The 20,733-nt window shown below is 67.2% G+C and carries 18 protein-coding genes and 1 pseudogene; 1 reads left to right on the top strand and 18 read right to left on the bottom strand.

Annotated features, from left to right (window positions below):
* Positions 1–4: 4 nt before the first annotated feature.
* The 4 genes from BUB76_RS11665 to BUB76_RS11650 form a co-directional block, all read right to left on the bottom strand.
* Complete coding sequence (locus BUB76_RS11665; protein ID WP_073128961.1) at positions 5–1,258, bottom strand: amidohydrolase family protein; 1,254 nt, start codon at positions 1,256–1,258, stop codon at positions 5–7.
* Positions 1,255–3,780 carry a branched-chain amino acid ABC transporter ATP-binding protein/permease gene (locus BUB76_RS11660; protein ID WP_073128960.1) on the bottom strand — a complete coding sequence of 842 codons (2,526 nt, stop codon included), beginning with the start codon at positions 3,778–3,780 and terminating at the stop codon, positions 1,255–1,257. Before BUB76_RS11660 ends, BUB76_RS11665 begins: the two co-directional genes overlap by 4 nt.
* A 4-nt stretch (positions 3,781–3,784) precedes the next feature.
* Complete coding sequence (locus tag BUB76_RS11655; RefSeq protein ID WP_073128959.1) at positions 3,785–4,660, bottom strand: branched-chain amino acid ABC transporter permease; 876 nt, start codon at positions 4,658–4,660, stop codon at positions 3,785–3,787.
* A gap of 104 nt (positions 4,661–4,764) precedes the next feature.
* Positions 4,765–5,937: an ABC transporter substrate-binding protein gene (locus tag BUB76_RS11650; protein ID WP_073128958.1), complete on the bottom strand. Its 1,173-nt coding sequence runs from the start codon at positions 5,935–5,937 to the stop codon at positions 4,765–4,767.
* Positions 5,938–6,162: 225 nt separating this feature from the next.
* Here BUB76_RS11650 and BUB76_RS11645 point away from each other — a divergent pair, with 225 nt between their 5' ends.
* Positions 6,163–6,585, top strand: a complete 423-nt coding sequence (locus BUB76_RS11645; RefSeq protein ID WP_073128957.1) for a nuclear transport factor 2 family protein — start codon at positions 6,163–6,165, stop codon at positions 6,583–6,585.
* Positions 6,586–6,594: 9 nt separating this feature from the next.
* Here BUB76_RS11645 and BUB76_RS11640 read toward each other — a convergent pair whose 3' ends face one another.
* From BUB76_RS11640 to BUB76_RS11580, 14 genes and pseudogenes are all read right to left on the bottom strand, one after another.
* Positions 6,595–7,305, bottom strand: a complete 711-nt coding sequence (locus tag BUB76_RS11640; protein ID WP_073128956.1) for a GntR family transcriptional regulator — start codon at positions 7,303–7,305, stop codon at positions 6,595–6,597.
* A gap of 236 nt (positions 7,306–7,541) precedes the next feature.
* On the bottom strand, positions 7,542–8,489 hold the full coding sequence (locus tag BUB76_RS11635; protein ID WP_073128974.1) for an ABC transporter substrate-binding protein: 948 nt from the start codon (positions 8,487–8,489) through the stop codon (positions 7,542–7,544).
* A gap of 41 nt (positions 8,490–8,530) precedes the next feature.
* A complete protein-coding gene (locus BUB76_RS11630) occupies positions 8,531–9,529 on the bottom strand; it encodes an ABC transporter permease (protein WP_073128955.1) in 999 nt (332 codons plus the stop codon).
* On the bottom strand, positions 9,529–11,046 hold the full coding sequence (locus tag BUB76_RS11625; protein WP_073128954.1) for a sugar ABC transporter ATP-binding protein: 1,518 nt from the start codon (positions 11,044–11,046) through the stop codon (positions 9,529–9,531). The genes BUB76_RS11630 and BUB76_RS11625 overlap by 1 nt, the downstream gene beginning before the upstream one ends.
* Positions 11,043–12,185, bottom strand: coding sequence for a Gfo/Idh/MocA family protein (locus BUB76_RS11620; protein ID WP_073128953.1), 1,143 nt, complete (start codon positions 12,183–12,185; stop codon positions 11,043–11,045). The genes BUB76_RS11625 and BUB76_RS11620 overlap by 4 nt, the downstream gene beginning before the upstream one ends.
* Positions 12,182–13,240, bottom strand: a complete 1,059-nt coding sequence (locus BUB76_RS11615) for a sugar phosphate isomerase/epimerase family protein (protein ID WP_073128952.1) — start codon at positions 13,238–13,240, stop codon at positions 12,182–12,184. The genes BUB76_RS11620 and BUB76_RS11615 overlap by 4 nt, the downstream gene beginning before the upstream one ends.
* A 20-nt stretch (positions 13,241–13,260) precedes the next feature.
* Entirely contained in the window at positions 13,261–14,556 is a 1,296-nt protein-coding gene (gene xylA / locus BUB76_RS11610; RefSeq protein ID WP_073128951.1) for a xylose isomerase, read from the bottom strand.
* Positions 14,557–14,569: 13 nt separating this feature from the next.
* A complete protein-coding gene (locus BUB76_RS11605; protein WP_073128950.1) occupies positions 14,570–15,229 on the bottom strand; it encodes a ThuA domain-containing protein in 660 nt (219 codons plus the stop codon).
* Entirely contained in the window at positions 15,226–16,302 is a 1,077-nt protein-coding gene (locus BUB76_RS11600; RefSeq protein ID WP_073128949.1) for a Gfo/Idh/MocA family protein, read from the bottom strand. The genes BUB76_RS11605 and BUB76_RS11600 overlap by 4 nt, the downstream gene beginning before the upstream one ends.
* Entirely contained in the window at positions 16,299–16,586 is a 288-nt protein-coding gene (locus BUB76_RS18360) for a TOBE domain-containing protein (RefSeq protein WP_373280053.1), read from the bottom strand. The genes BUB76_RS11600 and BUB76_RS18360 overlap by 4 nt, the downstream gene beginning before the upstream one ends.
* 300 nt (positions 16,587–16,886) lie before the next feature.
* Positions 16,887–17,216, bottom strand: a pseudogene (locus tag BUB76_RS18355) (ABC transporter ATP-binding protein); the annotation flags it as partial.
* Between the two features lie 85 nt (positions 17,217–17,301).
* Positions 17,302–18,942 carry a glycoside hydrolase family 43 protein gene (locus tag BUB76_RS11590; RefSeq protein WP_073128947.1) on the bottom strand — a complete coding sequence of 547 codons (1,641 nt, stop codon included), beginning with the start codon at positions 18,940–18,942 and terminating at the stop codon, positions 17,302–17,304.
* A 3-nt stretch (positions 18,943–18,945) separates the two neighbouring features.
* A complete protein-coding gene (locus BUB76_RS11585; RefSeq protein WP_073128946.1) occupies positions 18,946–19,776 on the bottom strand; it encodes a carbohydrate ABC transporter permease in 831 nt (276 codons plus the stop codon).
* Positions 19,773–20,705, bottom strand: a complete 933-nt coding sequence (locus BUB76_RS11580) for a carbohydrate ABC transporter permease (protein ID WP_073128945.1) — start codon at positions 20,703–20,705, stop codon at positions 19,773–19,775. Before BUB76_RS11580 ends, BUB76_RS11585 begins: the two co-directional genes overlap by 4 nt.
* Positions 20,706–20,733: the final 28 nt, after the last annotated feature.

The following is a 20,733-nucleotide window of genomic DNA, read 5'->3' as shown; positions in this document are numbered from 1 at the left end:
GGGATCACCCGGCCAGCGCAGTCGGGCACCGCATATCGGGCCGGAGCAAGCGCGGCTGTAGCGCCTCGAAGCTGAGCGCCCCGTTCTTCACGCCCCAGATCGGCCGCCCGATCTCGGCCACCGCATCGGCGCGGCTGGAGCATGGCAGGGCCACCAGGTCGGCGGGCGCCCCCTCGCGCAGCACCGGGTCGCGGCCCAATAGACGGAAGGGTTCGTCCGTCACCATGGCGAAGCAACCTGTCAGCGCCTCGCGGCTGCCCAGCTGGGCGACATTGGCGAACAGGTTCGCCATGCGCGGAAGCGAGCAGTCGCCGTAGGGCGTGAACGGGTTCAGGACGTTGTTGGTGGCGACGGTGCAGCAAAGACCGGCCTCGTGGAACCGGTGGGCCGGGGCCACGCCGCGCGGCACGCCGCAATCGTGATCGCGCCCGGTCATGAACAGGTCGGTGGCGGGCAGCACGGTCAGGGCGATACCGGCGTCCCGCATCAGGGCGATGGTGTCGGCCAGCTGCCCGTGCGGAAGCATCGAGAGCTTGGTGACGTGGCCGATCGCGACGCGGCCCTGCATGCCGTGGGCGATGGCCTCGCGCGCGACCCAGTCGAGGTGCCGCCAGCTCGTGTCGAGGTCGAAATCGAGGTGGAAGTCGAGATCGACGTCATACTCCCGCGCCATGGCGAAGAGGCGCTTGATCTGACCCTCGGGATCGGTGTCGGTGTAGGGACAGCCGCCCAGCAGATCAGCGCCCTGGTCCAGTGCCTCGCGCAGAAGCGCCTCGGTCCCCGGGTAATTCAGCAGCCCTTCCTGTGGAAACACGCAGATCTGAAGATCCACGCCCCACGCATAGTCCGCCTTGAGCCGGCGCACGGCCTCGAACCCGGCCAGCCCCACGCCCGGGTCGATCTCGACCTGCGTGCGGATGAGCGTCGTGCCCTGTCCGATGGCCTTGTCCAACACGCGCGCCCCGCGGGCGTAAACATCCGCGGCGGTGAAATCGCGCTTGGCGTTGCTGACCGCGTCAATGGCGCCCTTGAGCGTGCCCGAGGGGTTTGCGGCGCGGTCCATGAGACACGACTTGTCCAGGTGCAGGTGGCTGTCGGCGAACCCGGCGATGACCAGCCCGCCCTTCGCGTCCAGGGCCGGGGCGTCGGTGGCGACATGCGCCGCGATCGTCGCGATCCGTCCGTTCAGGATGCCGATGTCCCGGGGCGCACCGCCGTCTTCCAGGATCGCGTTGCGGATCACGAGATCCAGCGTCATGCCACGACCTCCTTCATCGGGATCTCGTCCGGCTCGGTCGTGCCGCCGCCGAGATAGGCCGCGATCAGCGCCTCGTCGCCCAGCAGCTCGTCCGCCGAGCCCTGGGCCACCACGCGCCCTTGCTCCAGCACGTAGGCGCGGTCGGCCACGGCCAGGGCCAGCGTCGCCATCTGGTCCACCAGCAGGATCGTGATGCCGTCATCGCGAAGCTCGGCCAGGATGGCGTAAAGTTCCTCGACCATGGCAGGTGCAAGGCCGAGCGACGGCTCGTCCAGTAGGAGCAGACGGGGCTTGGCCATGAGACCGCGGGCAATCGCCATCATCTGCTGCTCGCCGCCGGACAACAGCCCCGCCGGGCTGTCCATCCGCTCGCGCAGGCGGGGAAAGCGGGCCAGGATCGCCTCGAGCTCGGAGGCGTCGGGCTGGTCCTTGCGCTTGTAGGCGCCGAGCTCGATGTTCTGCGCCACGGTCAGGTCCGGAAAGACCTGGCGGCCCTCGGGCACCAGCACCAGGCCCCGCTCGACGATCTGGTGCGCGGGTCTGCCCTGGATGTTCTGGTCCTCGAGAATGATCTCGCCGGCGGTGGGCGCCATCAGGCCCGACAGCGTCTTGAGGAAGGTCGATTTACCCGCGCCATTGGCGCCGAGAAGGGCCACCAGCTCGCCCTGACCGACCCGCAGGTCGACCTCTTTCAGCACATCGGCCGACCCGTAGCCCGCGCACAGCTTGCGGGTGATGAGCCGGTCCATCGCACCTGGCACGTAGTCCAGCTCGCGCGGGGGGGCGTCGAGCGTGCCCTCGCCCAGGTAGGCGGCGATGACCTTCTCGTTCGTGCGCACGGCCTCGGGCGTGTCGAAGGCGATGGGCTGGCCCGCGTCCATGGCGAAGATCCGGTCCGAGATGCCCATGACCATCTCCATGTCGTGCTCGACCAGCACCACGGCGATCCCGCAATCGGCCAGTTTGCGCAGGATCTCGGACAGGGCGCGCTTGTCGGCCTGCATCAATCCGGCGGCGGGCTCGTCCAGCAGCAGGACGTGGGGGCGCAGGGCAAGCGCGCGGGCGACCTCGACCAGCCGGCGGTCCACGTGCGGCAGATCATCGGCCGGCGTGCCGGGATCGCCGGCGTACCCCACCAGCGCCAGAAGACCGCGCGCCAGCGCCCGGGTTTCGGTGGTCGCCAGCGCCGAGAACGGCGCCCCGGGGCGGCCACGCGGCAGGCCCGCGATCACGTTGTCCTCGGCGCTGAGCGCGCCGAACAGGCGCGTGGCCTGGTAGGTCCGCGCCACGCCCAGCCGGGCGGTGGCGTGCATCGACCAGCCGGCGACGTCCTGCCCGGCCGTCTCGATGCGGCCGGCGCCGGGCACGTAGAAGCCCGAGACCATGTTCAGCAGCGTGGTCTTGCCCGCCCCGTTGGGGCCGATGATGGCGGTGACCTCGCCCGGTTTCGCGTCGAAGGTGGCGCCGTGGACGGCCTTCAGCCCGCCGAACGTAATGCCCAGGCCCTCGACCTTCAGCCCGCCCGTGGTGTCGGGTCGGATGAAGTCGAGCACCGTGTCCCGCGGCGCGGGCGGCGTCTTGTCGGACGAGCGCGGCAGGAAGGCCGCCACCGTGCCCACCAGCCCCCGCGGCGCGATCAGCAGAACCGCCACCAGGAGCGCGCCGAAGAACAGCAGCCGGTACTCGGCAAGGCCGGACAGCATCTCGGGCAGGAAGACCACGATCGCGGCCCCCGCCAGCGGCCCCAGCACGGTGCCCGCCCCGCCCAGGATGACCGCGAAGAGGAACAGGATGGATTGCGACAGCATGAAGTTCGAAGGCGCGATGAATTGCATCAGCGTTGCGAACAGCCCGCCCGCCAGACCGGCCGCGCCGGCCGCGATGGCGAAGGCGGTGAGTTTCGTGACGAACGGGTCGAAGCCGAGCGAGCCTGCCGCGACTTCCTGGTCGCGCAGCGCGGCCATCGCCATGCCCCACCCGCTCGCGGCCAGCGCGCGATAGGCCAGGAGGGAAAGCCCGGCGAGACCGATGGCGAGGACTATCAGCTCGGTCTCGCCGAAGGTGAACCCGAAGATCCCGGGCATGTCGAAGCCCATGAGCCCGTTCTGTCCGCCGGTCAGGCTGCGCCACTCGATGGCGAGGTGCTCGACGATGAAGGCGAACGCGATGGTCACCATGGCCAGGAACGGCCCGGCCATCCGGACCGCCGGCACGGCGAGCAGCGCGCCCACGACCGCCGACAGGGCGGTCGCCAACGGCAGCGCCAGCCAGAAGCTCACCCCCGCCTGCATCAGGATCGCGTGGGCATAGGCGCCGATGGCGAAGAAGCCCACCTGCCCGAGCGACACGAGTCCCGTCAGCCCGAACAGCACGTTGAGGCCGACGCAGAGGATCGTCCAGATCGCGACGAGACCGATCACGAACTGCGTGTAGCCGCCGACCGCGCCCAGCGACAGGATCGCCGCCACCGTGAGGGCGAGGATTGTCAGGTCGAGGGTGCGGGTCCGGAGAAGCAATTTCATGGGATCAGACCTTCCGCAGGGCCGCCTGGCCGAAAAGCCCGTTGGGCTTCACGGCGAGCACCGCGATGAGCAGCGCGAAGGTCAGGATGTAGGTGTGGGACGAGCCGAGATAGGTCGTCACGAAGGCCTCGACCAGCCCGTAGATGAAGCCCGCGAGCATCACGCCCGAGGCCGACGTCATGCCGCCCAGGATCGCCACGGCGAAGGCCTTGATGCCGAACAGCGTGCCCATGTCCGAATGCACCGAGAAAAGCGGCGCGATCAGCAGGCCGGCAACCCCGGCCAGCATCGCCGACAGCGCGAAGGACCCCGAGATCATCACGGTCGTGTTGATCCCCATCAGGCGCGCGGCCTCGGGGTTCTGCACCACCGCCAGCAGCGCACGCCCCTGGCGGGTGCGGCGGAACAGAAGCTGGAGCGCCACGGCCAGCCCGATCGCCACCACCGGGATCAGCAGCTGTTGCGGATAGACCCCGGTGCCGAGAATCTGCCAGCTCGTCTCGACCAGCGGCGACGGCAGGCTGCGCGGCTCGTTGCCGAAGGTGAACAGAACCGTGTTGTCCAGAAGGATGCCGCCCGCGACCGTGGCCATCAGCCACGCCTCGGAGCCGCGCACCGCGAAGGGCCGGACGAGGCAGAATTCGACCACCATCCCCATGACCGCGCAGCCGAGCAGCGCCAGCGGATAGGCCACTATGACGGGAAGGCCCGCCCGCTCGGTCAGCACGAAGCCAAGGACGGCCCCGAGCATGACCATCGAGCCTCGCGCGAAATTCACGCGCGAACAGACGGAATAGGTGATCTGGAAGCCCAGCGCGATCAGGCCATACATCGCCCCGAGGCCGATTCCGGTCACGAGGGCGGTCACGAAAAGGGTCATCTGGCGCTCCGGGCTGTGGCCATCAGGGAAAGGGATCCCGGCGCCTAGGCCGGGAATATGTCAGCGGCGGCCCGGCGGGAAAGCCCGGGCCGCCGCGCGTGCGCTCAGTCTTCGAGCGGGACGATCTCGCCCTCGACGAAATTGGCGAAGATGTAATCCTGCGGCCCCAGGGCGTCCTGGTCGTCCGGCGTGAACGGCTTGTCGTAGGTCTTGATGACGCCCTCGACGCCCTCGATCTCGTACATGGCCTCGCGGATCGCCGGACCCTCGGTCGAGCCCGCCTTCTCGATGGCCGCGGCCAGCAGCAGCGTCGCGTCATAGGCGTTGGCGATGCCGGTGGCGGGCGTCACGTCGGCCAGGCTTTCGATCTCGGGAAACTTCTCCTGCAACTCGACGAAGAGCGGATGCTCGGGGTCGGTGAAGAGGAAGGTCTGGATGAAATGAACCTTTTCGCCCGAGGGGCCGGCCAGCTCGGTGAAGCGGCCGCCGGCGGGACCCCAGTGCGACGCGATCGGCACGTCCCAGCCCATGCGATCGAGCGACTTCACCACCTGCGCCGAGGGGGCGACGTTGGCCACGAGGAACAGGCCGTCCGCACCGTTTTCCCGCAGGCGCGTCAGTTGCGGCACCACGTCCACGTCGTTCGATTCGAACTTCTCGATGCCGGCATGTTCCATGCCGCGCTTTTCCAGCGCCTTGGTCAGCCCGGCCTCGTTGGACTCGCCCCAGGGGTTGTTGATAAGGATCATGCCCGGCTTTTCCGAGCCGTATTCCGTGACCAGGTACTCGGTGATCGCCTCGTCGACGAATTCATCCACGGCCGAGACGCGGAAGACGTAATTCTCCTCGGCGCCGTTCTTGGTGATGGGCGTGCCCGCGGCCCAGGGGCCAATGAAGGGCACCTGCGCGTCGTTCGCGAAGGGCACGATGGCCAGCGACACGGGCGTATCCAGACCGCCGATCATCGCGGCGACGCCTTCGCGCTGCACCAGTTGGCGCGCGGCGATCAGGCCCTTGCCCGGGTTGCTTTCGTCGTCGCGGCTGACCAGCTCGAGCTCGCGGCCCAGCACGCCGCCCTCGGCGTTGATCTTGTCCAGCGCCAGCGTGATGCCGCGCGTGATGGCCTCGCCCGACTTGGCGGATTGCCCCGAGAGGGCGGCGACCAGGCCGATCTTGATCGGATCCTCTTGCGCGAAGGCCGGAATGGCCGTGCTGAGCGACAGCGCGGCGGCCCCCGCGATCATCAGGCGGCGGGTGAGCGGGAAGCGGTTGGGCATCGTGTGTCTCCGTGAGCAGGACCAGGTGATGCAACCAGAGGCGCGAGACCGGGCGGCGCTGTCAAAAGAAGCGAAGCACGAAACGGGACCTTTTCCCGCGTGGCCCCCGGCTCTGCCCAAAGATCGGGCAAATTGCATGCAATTTTTGTATTTATTTATCGCATGCAGATTGCGCGGCGCCGGATTTGTGGCACGTCTCGAATCGCCGCAACGAAGGAGAAAGCCATGCCCGCCCCCCTTGTGACCGACTACGACGCCCTGCCCGACGAGGCCCGGATCGTGCACGATTACCTCGAAGCCTCGATGAAACCCGACCCCGAGCGCGCCGCGACATACATGGCCGAAGGTGTCGTCATCACCTTCACCGGTGGCCGGGTCTTTCATCATCCCTCCGGCCCCACGGGCTTCAATGCGATGCGCTATGCCTGGGTGAAGAAGGACATGCGCCAGTTCGACGTGGCGCAGGGGGCCGAGGGCACGGTGGTCTATTCCACGGGCTATCTTTACGGCGAATGGCCCGACGGAACGCCGTTCGAAGGCAACCGCTACGTGGACCGTTTCGTCGTCGAGAACGGCAAGATCGTGAAGATGGACGTCTGGAACGACAGCGCCGAACGGATCCTGACCGCCCGCGGCATCGAGGCCTAGCGCGCGGCGTCAGCCCTTTTCGCGCACCGTGCTGGCATAGGGTTCCAGCGCATCGAGATGCGAAAACCCGTTGATGTCGGCCCCGTTGAACTGCGCCCGCGCGGCGACCTGGTCGAGATGCAGCCGCGCGATGCGCTGGGCTTCGGCCACGTCGCCGGACTTCAGCGCGGCGACGATGTCGCGATGTTCCTGGATGCCGCAATGGGTCGAGTGGGGCCGGGAGAATTGCGACAGGGTGAAACCGCAGCGATAGCCGATCTCGTTCACGTAGCGGATCAGGACCGGGCTGCCGGTGAGCTCGGCCATCAGGATATGGAACTCGGTCGCGAGCCGGATCGAGATGGCCGATGGCCCGGCGCTCGCCTCGTCCTCGCGGGCGATGTGATCGTTGAGCGCGGCTTCCTGCTGGGCGGTCAGACCCTTGGCGAGCCGCGCGATGACGAGGTCCTCGACCTGGGCGCGCAGCTCGAACAGGTCCCGCGCCTCTTCCAGGCTGGGCTGGGCGACGGCCGCACCGCGATTGTGCCGCAGTTCCACCAGGCCCTCGACCGCGAGACGCTCCAGCGCCTGGCGGATGATCGTGCGGCTGGCGCCGAAACGCTCGCCCAGGGAATCCTCGGGCAGTTTCATCCCCGGCAAAAGGGCCCGCTCGAGGATCGCGGACCGCAGGGCCACGCAGATCAGGTCGGTCCGGTTCTTCTGTTTCGCGCTGGGTGACATGGGATCTCTTTCGGTCTCGGGGCACCGGATCGCGCCGGTCCCTACCGGAAAGAACGGAGGCTCGCGCCTGCCATGTCAACCGGGTATGCTCACCCGCCGCTGTCGGACGAACCGAGCCGCGCCCCGGACGTGTCGAACGCGATGGTTCGAGATGCCGTCTCTACCGCCGCGCGAAGCCAGGGCAGATTGGCAAAGTCGCGCCAGAAACGGGCGGGCCTGGGCCCGCCCGGTCCGCCTCAGAACGGGCTGTCGGGGTAGTAGAACTGCTCGGCGTTCTCCTGGGTGATCAGGACCGAGCCGATGGTGAACGTGCCCGACACCGGCGCGTTCGACGTCATGCCCACGGCCGTCATCTCGATCGCCGTGGCGATCATCGACGGCGGGTAGGTCACGTCGGCGGGGATCATATCGTCGCCCTCCATGACCCGCTGCACCATCTCCTTCATGCCGGCACCGCCGAGCACGAACTGGATGTCCTCGCGGCCCGCTGCGTCGATGGCGGCCAGCACGCCCACGGCCATGTCGTCGTCGGAGGCCCAGACCGCGTCGATCTGGTCATGCTTGGACAGGAAGTCCTGCATCACGTTGAAGCTGTCGTCGCGGTTCCAGTTGCCGTGCTCCATGTCGATGATCTCGATCCCCGACCCCTCGATCGCGGACTGGAAGCCCTCGACACGCTCGTTGTCGATGGTCGTGGGAATGCCGCGCAGCACCACGATATTCCCGCCGTCGGGCATCTGCGAGACCATGTATTCACCCGAGACGCGGCCGAAGCCGGGGTTGTCGCCGGCGACGTAAAGATCCTCGATCCCCTCGACCGACAGGCCACGGTCGACGACGGTGACCCAGGCGCCGCTTTCGGCCACGGCCTGGACCGGCGGGGTCAGCGGATCGGATTCGAAGGGCAGCACGACCAGCGCGTCGATGTTGCGCGTTGCGACCATGTCCTCGATATCGTTGACCTGCTTGCCCGGATCCGACGCGGTCGCGAGCACGAAGTCGAGGTTCGGATAGACCTCTTCCAGCCGCTCGACCGTTTCCTGCGCGTGGAAGTTCATGCCGCCGGCCCAGCCATGGGTCGCCGCCGGGATCGACACGCCGATCACCCGCGTCTCGCCGTCCTGCGCCATGGCGCCCGTGGCGAGGACGGTCAGGGCCGTGCACCCGGCCAGCATCGTCTTCATGTATGACATTTCAGTTCCTCCCTTTCTTGTTCGGCGGGGCGTCAGCCCTTCGCCTTTGCTTCCCGCTGCAAAATAACGGCGAGAATGATGATGACCCCCTGGATCGCGCCGTTCAGATACGGCGACACCAGGTCGGTCAAATTCAGTATGTTGTCGATCAGGCTGAGGATCAGGACCCCGATGACGGTGCCCCAGACGCGCCCGAACCCGCCCTTGAGGATCGTGCCGCCGATGATGACGGCGGCGATCGCCTCCAGTTCCCACAGCACGCCGGTCGAGGCCGACGCCGAGCCCAGCCGCGGCACGTACATGATCGTCGCGACCCCCACCAGAAGGCCAAGCATGGCGTAGGTCAGCAGGCGCGTGCGGTTCACGTTCACGTTCGAGTAATGCGCCACGTGCTCGTTCGACCCGGTGGCCGCGCAGTGGCGGCCGAAATGCGACCGGCTCATCACGATCTCGCCGACGATGACGGTCAGCGCGAAGACGATGATCGGCCAACTGATCCCGAGGATGCCGTCGAAATAGACCGGCCGGTAGAAGGTACGCAGCCCGAAATCCAGCGAAAGGGTACCGCCATCGGCCAGCCAGGTGACGAGGCTGCGATAGATGCCCATGGTGCCCAGCGTGACGATGAAGGCCTCGATCCCCAGCGTCGTGACCAGAAACCCGTTCAGAAGCCCCGCCAGGATACCCGCCACGATCGCCACGGCCATGCCCAGCAGGATGATCGGGATGCCGATCCCCATACTCGGCAGGGCTGCGTTCATGACGATGATCATCAGCCCCGCGATGAACGCGGCCATCGAGCCCACCGACAGGTCCAGCCCACCGGCGGTGATGACGAAGGTCATGCCGACGGCGATGATCCCGATGAAGGCCGAGCGCGCCAGCACGTTGGTGATGTTCGCGGCGCTGAGGAAGTTTGCGTTCAGCAGCGTGCCGATGACCAGCAGCACGACAAGCGCGACCACCGGGCCCAGCACGCTCATCGACGGCAGGGTGCGGCCCTTGCCCGGGTTGAGGGTCTCGGTCGTCATCATGCCACCCTTTCGGAGCTGTCCGCGCCGACGCCCATGGCGTGGCGCACGATTGTGTCTTCTGAGATCGCGTCGCCGTCCAGCGTCGCCGCAAGGCGGCCCGACCGCAGGACCAGCACGCGGTCGGCCAGGCCGATCACCTCCTGCATCTCGGACGAGATCACGATGATCCCGTGGCCGTCATCCGCCAGCTTGCGCAGGAAGGTATAGATCTGCTGCTTGGTGCCTATGTCGATGCCGCGCGTCGGCTCGTCCACGATCAGGATGCGCGGCTCGGATTGCATCACCTTGGCCAGCAGCAGTTTCTGCTGGTTGCCGCCGGACAGGTTGCCGACGCGCATGCTGCGCTGGCCGGCCCGGATATCGAAATCCGCGATGGCCTGGTCGAGCGCGCGTTCCTCGGCCCGGCGATCGATGAGATACCCGCCGAACTTGTGCAGCGCCTGCAGCGTCAGGTTTTCCCGCAATCCCTTGTCCAGCAGCAGGCCGCGCAACTTGCGATCCTCGGTCAGGTAGCACAGCCCGTGGTCGAGCGCGTCGCCCGGCTTCGAGATCGTGACGGGGTCGCCCCCGATCTCGACCCGCTCGGCGCGCGCCGGGCGCAGGCCGCACAGCCCCTCCATCGCCTCGGTCCGGCCCGATCCGATCAGCCCCGCGACGCCCAGGATCTCGCCGCGGTGCAGGTCGAACCCGATGCCCGCGGCGTGTCCGGGCACGTCGAGGCCCCGAACGCGCAGCATCACGTCGGATTGCACGTCGTCGGCGGGCTTTTCGGGATAGAGGTCCGACACGTCCCGCCCGACCATGGCCGTCGCCATCGCGTCCTCGGAAATCTCGACGGCCGGCCCGTCATGCACGACCGAGCCGTCGCGCAGCACCGTCACCCGGTCGGCGATCTCGCTGACCTCGCCCAGCTTGTGGCTGGTGAACAGGATGGCGGTCCCGCTGTTCTTCATGGCGCGCACCTGGTCGAACAGGATGCGCGTCTCGGCGCCCGTCAGCACCGCCGTGGGCTCGTCCATGATGAGAACGCGCGCGTTGCGGCTGAGCGCCTTGGCGATCTCGACCATCTGCTTGTCCGAGTTCGACAGCCTGGACACGAGAGTGTCGGGGTGAACCTTGCAGTTCACCCGGTCGAGATATTCGCGCGTCAGCCGCCGCATACGCGCCTTGTCGAGCAGCCAGCCCCGCCGCAATTCGCGGCCGAGGAAAATATTCTGCTCGACCGTCAGTTGCTCGGCCAGGTTGAACTCCTGGTGGATCATGACGATCCCGGCTTCCTCGCCCTCGTGCAGAGAGTCGAACGTGACTTCCTCGCCATCCAGCAGGATCTTGCCGGACGTCGCGGGTTGGTAGCCCGCCAGGATCTTCATCGTGGTCGACTTGCCCGCGCCGTTTTCGCCAATGAGGGCAAGGACCTCTCCCGCCCTCAGCTCCAGCGAGACGCCGTGCAGAACCTCGACCGGGCCGAAGCTCTTGGTGACGTCTCGCAAGGCCAGGACGGGAGAGCCGCTCATATCTTCGTCCAGGCGGCGTTGCCCTTCGACGATGCGACGCAGGCCCGGATGAAGGCCATACCTTCGAGCCCTGCCCTGATGCCCGGCAGCTTGCCCATCACCGCGTCGCGCGACTCGCCGCCCTGCACCGCGCGGATCGCCGCCGCGGCCTCGGTGTAGATGTTGGCGAAGCCTTCCAGGTATCCCTCGGGGTGTCCGGGCGGAATGCGGCTGACCGAGGTGGACGCCTCGGAGGCTTCGGGGCCGTTGCGGGTGATCCGGCGCGTGGACTCGCCCTGGGGGGTGAACCACAGGTAGTTCGGATCCTCCTGTCCCCATTCCAGGCCGCCCTTCTCGCCGTAGATGCGCAGGCGCAGCCCGTTCTCGCAGCCGGCCGCGACCTGGCTGCACCAAAGCATCCCGCGCGCGCCGCCTTCGAACCGCAGCATGATATGCGCGTTATCGTCCAGCACCCGACCCTTGCCGAAGCTGTGGAGGTCGGCCGCCAGTTCGGTGGCGGTCAGGCCCGTGACGAAACCGCCCAGGTTGAAGGCGTGGGTGCCGATGTCGCCGATGGCCCCGCCCGCGCCCGAGCGTTCGGGATCGGTGCGCCATTCGGCCTGCTTCACGCCGTCCTGCTCGGGCGATCCCATCATCCAGTCCTGCGGGTATTCCATCTGGACGATGCGGATCTGGCCCAGCGTCCCCGCCGCGACCATGTCGCGGGCCTGCCGGATCATCGGGTAGCCGGTGTAGTTGTGGGTCAGCACGAACAGGGCATCGCTGTCCGCCACGGCCTGTGCCATCGCGTCGGCGTGGTCGTCCGTCGCAGTCAGGGGCTTGTCGCAGATCACGTGGATGCCACGGCTCAGGAAGGCCCGTGCGGCGGGGTAATGCATGTGGTTGGGGGTGACGATGCTGACCGCCTCGATGCCATCGTCACGGGCGGCCTCGGCCTCGGCCATCTCGTCGAAGCTGCCATAGGTGCGCGCGGGATCCAGCCCTAGCGCAGCGCCGCTTTCCTTCGACCGTTCGGGGGTCGAGGACAGGGCCCCGGCCACCAGTTCGTAATGGTCGTCGATGCGGCTGGCGATGCGGTGCACCGCCCCGATGAACGCGTCGGACCCGCCACCGACCATGCCAAGTCTGATCCGGCTCATGTGTCGATCCCCAGCAGCTTGCGGTTTGTCGCGTCGTCGATATCGCCGCCTGCGAAATCGTCGAAGGCGTGGGGCGTGACGCGGATGATGTGATCCTTGACGAATTGAGCGCCCTCGCGCGCGCCGTCCTCGGGATGCTTCAGCGCGCATTCCCATTCGACCACCGCCCAGCCGTCGAAATCGTGCTGCGTCAGCTTGGAGAAGACCGCGCCGAAATCCACCTGGCCGTCGCCGGGGCTGCGGAACCGGCCCGCCCGGTCGACCCAGGGCTGGTAGCCGCCGTAGACCCCCTGCCGGCCGGTGGGCCGGAACTCGGCGTCCTTGACGTGGAACATCTTGATGCGCTCGGCATAGATGTCGATATTCTCAAGGTAATCAAGGCATTGCAGGACGTAGTGCGATGGATCGTACAGCATGTTGCAACGCGCGTGACCGTCCAGCCGCTCGAGTAACATCTCGAAGGTGATGCCGTCGTGCAGATCTTCCATCGGATGGATCTCGTAGCAGACATCGACACCGCATTCGTCGGCATGATCGAGGATGGGCCGCCAGCGGCGGGCCAGCTCGTCGAACCCCGTTTCGACCATGCCCTGGGGCCTTTGGGGGAAGGGATAGATGAAGGGCCACGAGAGCCCGCCCGAGAAGGTGACGTGCTGCGCGATACCCAGGTTCTTCGACGCCGTGAGCGCCTTCTTCACCTGCTCGATCGCCCATTCGGTGCGCGCCGCGGGCTTGCCCTGGACCTCGGGCGCGGCGAAGCCGTCGACCCAGGCGTCGTAGGCGGGATGCACCGCCACCAGCTGCCCCAGGATGTGGGTCGACAGGTCGGTCACCTCGATGCCGTTGTCACGCGCTTCGCCGACCCATTCCTCGCAGTAGCTCTGCGAGGTCGCGAGTTTATCGAGATCGACGAGACGCGCGTCCCAGACGGGAACCTGCACGCCCTTGTAGCCGCATTCGGCCGCCCACTTGGTGATGGCGCCCCATGAATTGAACGGCGCCTCGTCACCGGCGAATTGCGCCAGGAACAGCCCCGGCCCCTTGATGGTCTTCATCGCTCCCCTCCCCTCGGGTCTCAGACGTATCGATTTACGATATTTTCAAGCTTCTCCTGCTGTCCCGACCGTGGCTGCGGGTTCACGTTACCCTGCTCGACGGGCGCGGCAACGGTTTCCAGGTCGCTGGACAGCATCTTCTGCGCCGCGTCCGTTTCCCAGCCGGCGTAGCGCGCCCGGCGCGGCGCCTCGAGCGCGTCATCCTCCAGCATTTTGGCCGCCGCCTTCAGCCCGCGCGCGCAGACATCCATCGCGCCCGCATGGGCGGCGATAAGGTCGGACGGGTCCAGCGACTGGCGGCGCAGCTTGGCGTCGAAGTTCGTGCCCCCTTGCGTGAACCCGCCCGCCTTCAGCACCTCGTAGTAGGCCAGAGCCACCTCGGGCACGTTGTTGGGGAACTGGTCGGTATCCCAGCCGGACTGGTAGTCGTTGCGGTTCATGTCGATCGACCCGAGGATCCCCAGCTCGCGGGCCAGCGCCAGTTCGTGCTCGAAGCTGTGGCCGGCCAGGATCGCGTGGCCCTGCTCGATGTTCACCTTCACCTCCTTCTCGAGGCCGAAGCGCTGGAGGAAGCCGTAGACCGTCGCCACGTCGTAGTCGTACTGGTGCTTGGTGGGCTCCTGCGGCTTGGGTTCGATCAGGATCTGACCCTTGAAGCCGATCTTGTGCTTGTAATCGACCACCATCGACAGGAAGCGGCCCATGTGCTCGAGCTCCTGCCCCATATCGGTGTTCAGCAGCGTCTCGTAGCCCTCGCGCCCGCCCCACAGGACGTAGTTCTCGCCGTTCAGGCGATGGGTGGCGTCGAGGCAGTTCTTCACCGTCGCGGCCGACCACGCATAGACCTCGGGGTCCGGGTTGGTCGCGGCGCCCGACATGAAGCGGCGATGCGAGAACAGGTTGGCCGTGCCCCAGAGAAGCCGGGTCTTCGACTGCTCCATCTTCTGCTCGAAGATGTCGATGATCTCGTCGAAATTGCGCTTGCTTTCGGCGAAGGTGTCGCCCTCGGGGCGGATGTCATGGTCGTGCCAGCAGAAGAACGGCACGCCGAGAATGTCGAACATCTCGAACGCGATATCCGCCTTCAGGCGCGCGCCTTCCATGGTTTCGCCCCACCACGGGCGGTCGAAGGTCTGGCCGCCGAACGGATCGCCGCCGGGCCAGGCAAAGCTGTGCCAGTACGCGACGGCAAAGCGCAGGTGATCCTCCAACCGCTTTCCCATGACCTTCTCGTCGGGATCGTAGTGGCGAAAGGCGAGGCCGTCGGCATCGGGGTCGAAACGCAGCGGGGCCTGGCCCCGGAAAAAGTCGCTCATCTGGCGGGTCTCCTTAGGTTTTGTCTTTGCGGGCGGCCCAGACGAGGCCACGGCGCAGGATCTCGCGCGCGCTCGGGTGCGTGAGTTCGTGCGCCTGGTGTCCGAGCGCGGAATAGAAAACGCGGCCCTCGCCGAAGCTGCGGGTCCAGACCACGGGCATCACGGTCCCCGCCGTCTCGGGCGCATGTTCACCGGAAAAGGTGGTTGTCGCCAACACCTCGTTTCCGGGATCCACATGCATGAAATACTGCTCGGAGCGATAGTCGAAGCCCTCGATGCCCGCGGTGATGAAATGGTCGGGGCGCGTCACGTCGACATGGTAGTCGATGATGTCACCGGGATGCGCAACCCATTGGCCACCCACCATGAACTGGTAATCCGGCGATCCGCGGAACGCGTCGCCCATGCCGCCGTGAAAGCCGCCCAGCCCGACGCCGCCCGCCACGGCCTTGCGCAGGCGTTCGATGTCGTCCTTGTCGTCGGCCACCTGCGTGACCATGGGCACGATCAGGTCGAACTCGTCCAGCGGTTCGGTGCGCAGCGCTTCGGCGCCGGGGACCGACGTGACCTCGAACCCCTCCTCTCGCAGCATGTCGGACACGATCGCGGCGCAGGCCTCGGGCTCGTGCCCTTCCCATCCACCCCAGAAGATCAGTGCGCGGGGATTGGTCATGCGATTTCCCTTTCGATTGGGGCCGGCCGGTCGCAGCGGCTTTCGACCCGGATGCTGTTGCGCGCGGCCGCCGCGCGGTCGATGGCGTCGATGATCTCGAGAACGTGGAGCGCGAGCGCCGCGTCGGCGCGGAAGCCGCGCCCCTCGCGCAGCGCGGCGGCCATGTCGCACAGGCCCAGCCCGCGCCAGTTGTCGGCGCCGTAGGGCCGGTCCGCGGCCTCCAGCATTTCGCCGCCCAGCAGCTCGACCGCCCCGTCGAAGCGGTTGGGGTCCGGCACCCGCATCGAGCCTTCGGTGCCGTAGACCTCGATCGGGCTCTGCCAGTGGCCCTGCACGTCGAAGCTCATGGCCATCTGAACGATCGGGCCGGACTCGAACGCCAGAAGCCCGAGGATATGCGTGTCGAGCTCGACCGGAACCTTTTCGCCCGCCCGCGCGCCCGTCGCGATGGTGCGCTGGCTGCGCGGCCGCGAGGACAGGGCCGAGACCTCGGCCACCGGGCCAAGCAGGTTCACGAGGCCCGTCAGGTAGTAAGGCCCCATGTCCATCAGCGGCCCGCCACCGGGCGCGCTGTAGTAGAAATCGGGATTGGGGTGCCAACGCTCGTGTCCCGGCAGCATCAGTGTCGCCGTGCCGCCGATGGGCGTGCCGATCCGGCCCGCGTCGATCGCCGCGCGCGCCGCCTGGTGCCCGCCGCCCATGAAGGTGTCGGGCGCGCAGCCGATGCCTAGGTTGCTGTCGCGCGCGAGGTCCACCAGCGCCTGCGCCTCGCCCAGCGAGGCCGACAGCGGTTTCTCGAGGTAAAGGCTCTTGCCCGCGCCGAGGATCTGACGACCCACCGGCGCGTGCGCGGCCGGAACGGTCAGGTTCACGACGATGTCGATATCGTCGCGCGCCAGCAGCTCGTCCACCGACAGCGCGGGCACGCCGTGGTCCGTGGCGGCCTTCTCGGCCGCCTCGCGGCGCATGTCGGCCACGCCGCGCAGCGCGATCCCCGGCAGCCGGGCGATGTTCTGCAGGTAGATGCCGCTGATGACACCGCAGCCGATGATGCCGATGCCTGTCTCGCTCATGCCGTCTGTCCTTCCATGCGCCGCCCGTCCGCGTCGAAATGATGCTGCCGCGCGGGATCGGCGCGCAGCTTGAGCCTGTCGCCGTCGTTCAGCCGGATATGCCCGGGCAGCCGCACGGTCATCTCGCCGACGTCCTCCACGCGGACATGGGCGATGGTGTCGGATCCCAGCGTCTCGACCACGCGCGCCTTCGTCTCCCAGCCGTCGCCCTCGGTCACCTCGACATCCTCGGGGCGGATGCCGACGGTGGGAATGTCCGGCCGGCCGATGGCCTTGCCGGGCATCAGGTTCATCTTGGGACTGCCGATGAACCCGGCGACGAAGACCGACGCGGGCTTGTCGTAAAGGTCCATCGGCGTGCCGATCTGCTCGATCCGGCCCTTGTTCATCACGACGATCTGGTCGGCCAGCGTCATCGCCTCGACCTGGTCGTGGGTGACGTAGATCATGGTCGACGCGATGGACTGGTGCAGCTCGGCCAGTTCGACCCGCATCTGCGCGCGCAGTGCCGCGTCGAGGTTCGACAGCGGTTCGTCGAACAGGAACACCTTGGGGTTGCGCACGATGGACCGCCCGATCGCCACGCGCTGACGCTGGCCGCCCGACAGCTCGGCCGGCTTGCGGTCGAGGTAGTCCTCGAGCGCCAGGATGCGCGCGGCCTCGTTCAGCCGCCTCTCGCGCTCTTCCTTCGGCACGTTCGAGATCCGCAGGCCGAAATCGATGTTCCGCGCCACGCTCATGTGCGGATAGAGCGCGTAGGACTGGAAAACCATCGAGATCCCGCGCTTCGACGGCTCGGCCCGGGTCACGTCGTCACCGCCGATGCGGATGGCGCCGCTGGTGGGCTTTTCCAGCCCGGCGATCAGCCGCAGCAGCGTCGACTTCCCGCATCCCGATGGCCCGACCAGCACGGTGAAGGACTTGTCGGGCACCGTCAGCGACAGGTCCGGGATCACGGTCAGGTTGCCGAACGCCTTTGTCACGTTCTCGAGCCGGACTTCAGCCATCTTGACCCTCGTAGGTGAAGGAAAGGAAATCAGCCGGGCGCCCCTGCCCCGACGTGTCATGCGCGCAGATGCCGATGAAGGCGCCGGTGAAGTTGTTGCCGGGACCGTTGCCGGCCTCGTCGGAAATGGCGGACTGGTCCAGCGCCACGCCCATGTCGGTCCAGTCACCGCCCGCTTGCGCGTAGCGGAACCGCAGGACCGCGCCGTCGACATCGCAGCCGAGCTTCAGCGCCCCCTGCCCCGGCACCGGCACCTCCGCCACGGGGATGTCGATGCGCGCGTCTGGCCAGTCGGCCGCACAGCTGTAGACCGTGAGAACGCGCGCGCCGTCGTCACTGGCCGTCACGGCCAGGTAGTGGAACTTGTTGCGGCCGTACCAGGCGATCAGACCGGCGAAATGCTGGTAGTCGCCGGGCGCCATCTCGATCTCGGTCTCTGCGGCGAAGCGGTGATGCGTCTGCCGCCGGGCGACCAGCGCGTGCTCAAACTGCGACCCGGGGCTTTCCCGCCCAAACAGGCGCAGGGCGCCGGGCCGCGCTGTGAGCGAGAACAGGCGGTCGGGATGCGGCGTGCGCAGCCACTGGAACTCGGGCGGCAGCGCGCCGTCGAAAGACCGGCGTGCGGGCACCGGCGCGACCGGCGCCTTGGGCAGGTCCGGCCCGTCGATCACGGTGGCGGGCGCGCAGCCACCATGGGCGAGCCTGGGGAATTCTCCCGCGTCCCAAACCAGCCGCTGGATCGCGGTTTCGCGACCCAGGGGTGACCGGCGCACGTCGTCGGCGTGGATGCCCGCCCCCGTCACCGCCGCGCGGGTCTCGGGCAGCGGGCGCGAGCACAGGTGCACCATGAAGAGCTCACCCGCCTCGGTTTCCACGATATCCGCGTGGCCCGCGCGCTGGAGCAGATGGTCGGGATCGGTGTCCTTGGCGGTCAGCACGTGTTTCGCCGGGTCGGTCTCGTAGGGGCCGAACAGCTCGCGCGACCGTGCCATGGTCACCGCGTGGTCGTAGCCCGTCCCGCCCTCGGCCGTCAGCAGGTAGTAGAAGCCATCGCGCCGGAACAGGTGCGGCCCCTCGACCAGCTTGTGGTCGGTGCCGCGATAGATGTTGCGGACCGGGCCCACCAACCGCCGCTCGGCCACCGAGTATTCCTGGATGATGATCCCGCCGAACCGGTCGCCGCCCGTCTTGTTGTGGTTCCAGATCATGTTCAGGACCCATTTCCGCCCGTCCTCGTCGTGGAACATGGACGGGTCGAACCCCGAGGAATTCAGCCAGACCGGGTCGGACCAGGGCCCCTCGATCGCGGGCGCCGTCACCACGTAGTTGTGGCTGTCCTTCCAGGCGCCGTCGCGCCGTTTCATGTCGGTGTAGACCAGCCAGAACAGCCCGTCGGAATACGTCAGGCACGGCGCCCAGACACCGCCCGAGTCCGGGTCGCCGCGCATGTCCAGCTGCGCCGCACGGTTCAGCGGGCGCGTGACGAGCTGCCAGTTCTTCAGATCGCGCGAATGGTGGATCTGGACGCCGGGATACCACTCGAAGGTCGAGGTCGCGATGTAGAAATCCTCGCCCACCCGCACGATCGACGGGTCGGGGTTGAAGCCGGGCAGGATCGGGTTGGTGATACGCAAGGGTCAGCCTTTCACGGCACCGCCGGTCAGGCCGGCGACGATGTATTTCTGGGCGGCGAGGAAGAAGACGACGGCGGGCACCAGCGACAGGGTCACGAAGGCCAGCGTCTGGTTCCACTGGGTCACGAACTCGCCGCGGTACTGCATCATGCCCAGCGGCCAGGTGAACACCTCGCGGCTGTTCAGGACCACCAGCGGCAGAAGGAAGTTGTTCCAGCTCTGCACGAAGACGAAGACGCCCACCGTCGCCAGGATCGGCGTCGACAGCGGCAGCGTGAACATGATGAAGAACCGCACGTAGCCGCAGCCATCGATATAGGCGGCCTCGAACAGCTCTTTCGGGAGTTGGGCGAAGAAGGTGCGGAACAGCAGGATCGCCAGGCTCAGGCCGAACGCCGTCTGCGGCAGGATCACCGCCCAGTAGGTATCCAGCAGGCCGAGATCGCGCACCTTGATGAACAGCGGCAGGATCGCCGTGGCGAAGGGAAACATCAGCCCCAGCAGGAGATACGAGAACAGGAAGTTCGCGCCGAAGAACCGGATCTGGGCGAAGACGTAGGCCGCCGCCGAACCGACGATCAGGGTCAGCACGACCGCCGCCGACGAGATCAGCAGCGAGTTGCCCAGGTAGCGCCAGAAGGAGGGGTCCGAAAGGATGGCGCCGTAGAACTCGGTGTTCCAGGCATCCGGCAGGGCGAAGGCCGAGGTCCGGATCTCGGGGTTGGTCTTGAACCCGCCCATCACGGTGGCCCAGAGCGGTGCCAGGACGAAGCTGGCCACCACCAGCAGAAGCGCGATGCGCAGGACGTTGCGCCAGACATGGGGGGCGGTCATGGGTTGGCCCTCCGCATGAAGATCCTCTGGTAGAACACGGCCACCAGCACGGCGACGATGAACAGGACGACGCCCACCGCGCTGCCGAAGCCGATGCGCAGGCGCGTCAGACCGAACTCGTAGAGATAGGTCACGATGGTATGGGTCTGGTTCGACGGGCCGCCATTGGTCAGCGGGATGATGACGTCGAAGACCTGCAACGCGCCGATGATCGAGAAGAACACGCTGACCGCGATCGCCGGGCGGATATGCGGAATCTGCACGTGGCGCACGATCTGGCGGCGGCTGGCCCCCTCGATCTGCGCGGCCTCGACCTGGTCATCGGGCACGCCCTGCAAGGCAGCGATGTAGATCATCATGTGGAAGCCGAAATACTTCCACACGATCACGACCATGACGGCATAGAAGGCCAGTTCGCGGTCGGCCAGCACGAAGAACCGGTCGATGCCCAGCGAATTGGCGATCGAGGCGGTGACCCCGTAGTTCCCGTCGAAGACGAAGCTCCAGATCAGGCCCGCGGCGACCTCGGCCATGATGTAGGGCACGAAGAAGATCAGCCGGAACGCCGCATTGGTCGGTGTCTTCTTGTAGATCAGCAGCGCCAGCAGCAGAGCCAGCGGCAACTGAACCAGGAGCGAGACGATCACGATTTTGACGGTGTTCCCCGCGGCCACCGAGAAGACCGAGTGGCCGAACATCTGCTCGAAGTTGCGGAAGCCCACGAAATCCTCGGGCGCGCCGTAGCCGTTCCAGTCGTAGAAGGCATAGACCCCGGATTCGCCCAGGGGCAGCATGACGAACAGCGTGAACAGGATCAGCGCCGGCGGCAGCAGGATCAGCGTCGCGGTCAGCCGCCCGTTCTGCGCGGCACGGCGCAGCCGCTCGGACAAGCCCGGCGCGGCATTTGGCGAAGTCGAGACTTCGGACATGGGGGACTCTTTCGGGGAATGCGCAGTT

The organism is Palleronia salina, from assembly GCF_900141995.1.
GTDB lineage: Bacteria > Pseudomonadota > Alphaproteobacteria > Rhodobacterales > Rhodobacteraceae > Palleronia > Palleronia salina.
Note: the sequence above shows the minus strand (reverse complement) of the source record. Positions and strands in the feature narration are given on the sequence as shown.

What these genes read in the sequence shown, in the direction of transcription:
- xylA (WP_073128951.1), bottom strand. Translation starts at nt 14,556, where the DNA reads ATGAGCGACTTTTTCCGGGGCCAGGCCCCGCTGCGTTTCGACCCCGAT.
- BUB76_RS11645 (WP_073128957.1), top strand. Translation starts at nt 6,163, where the DNA reads ATGCCCGCCCCCCTTGTGACCGACTACGACGCCCTGCCCGACGAGGCC.
- BUB76_RS11630 (WP_073128955.1), bottom strand. Translation starts at nt 9,529, where the DNA reads ATGACGACCGAGACCCTCAACCCGGGCAAGGGCCGCACCCTGCCGTCG.
- BUB76_RS11585 (WP_073128946.1), bottom strand. Translation starts at nt 19,776, where the DNA reads ATGACCGCCCCCCATGTCTGGCGCAACGTCCTGCGCATCGCGCTTCTG.
- BUB76_RS11635 (WP_073128974.1), bottom strand. Translation starts at nt 8,489, where the DNA reads ATGAAGACGATGCTGGCCGGGTGCACGGCCCTGACCGTCCTCGCCACG.
- BUB76_RS11660 (WP_073128960.1), bottom strand. Translation starts at nt 3,780, where the DNA reads ATGAAATTGCTTCTCCGGACCCGCACCCTCGACCTGACAATCCTCGCC.
- BUB76_RS18360 (WP_373280053.1), bottom strand. Translation starts at nt 16,586, where the DNA reads ATGCCCGGCAAGGCCATCGGCCGGCCGGACATTCCCACCGTCGGCATC.
- BUB76_RS11655 (WP_073128959.1), bottom strand. Translation starts at nt 4,660, where the DNA reads ATGACCCTTTTCGTGACCGCCCTCGTGACCGGAATCGGCCTCGGGGCG.
- BUB76_RS11615 (WP_073128952.1), bottom strand. Translation starts at nt 13,240, where the DNA reads ATGAAGACCATCAAGGGGCCGGGGCTGTTCCTGGCGCAATTCGCCGGT.
- BUB76_RS11625 (WP_073128954.1), bottom strand. Translation starts at nt 11,046, where the DNA reads ATGAGCGGCTCTCCCGTCCTGGCCTTGCGAGACGTCACCAAGAGCTTC.
- BUB76_RS11620 (WP_073128953.1), bottom strand. Translation starts at nt 12,185, where the DNA reads ATGAGCCGGATCAGACTTGGCATGGTCGGTGGCGGGTCCGACGCGTTC.
- BUB76_RS11600 (WP_073128949.1), bottom strand. Translation starts at nt 16,302, where the DNA reads ATGAGCGAGACAGGCATCGGCATCATCGGCTGCGGTGTCATCAGCGGC.
- BUB76_RS11650 (WP_073128958.1), bottom strand. Translation starts at nt 5,937, where the DNA reads ATGCCCAACCGCTTCCCGCTCACCCGCCGCCTGATGATCGCGGGGGCC.
- BUB76_RS11605 (WP_073128950.1), bottom strand. Translation starts at nt 15,229, where the DNA reads ATGACCAATCCCCGCGCACTGATCTTCTGGGGTGGATGGGAAGGGCAC.
- BUB76_RS11640 (WP_073128956.1), bottom strand. Translation starts at nt 7,305, where the DNA reads ATGTCACCCAGCGCGAAACAGAAGAACCGGACCGACCTGATCTGCGTG.
- BUB76_RS11665 (WP_073128961.1), bottom strand. Translation starts at nt 1,258, where the DNA reads ATGACGCTGGATCTCGTGATCCGCAACGCGATCCTGGAAGACGGCGGT.
- BUB76_RS11580 (WP_073128945.1), bottom strand. Translation starts at nt 20,705, where the DNA reads ATGTCCGAAGTCTCGACTTCGCCAAATGCCGCGCCGGGCTTGTCCGAG.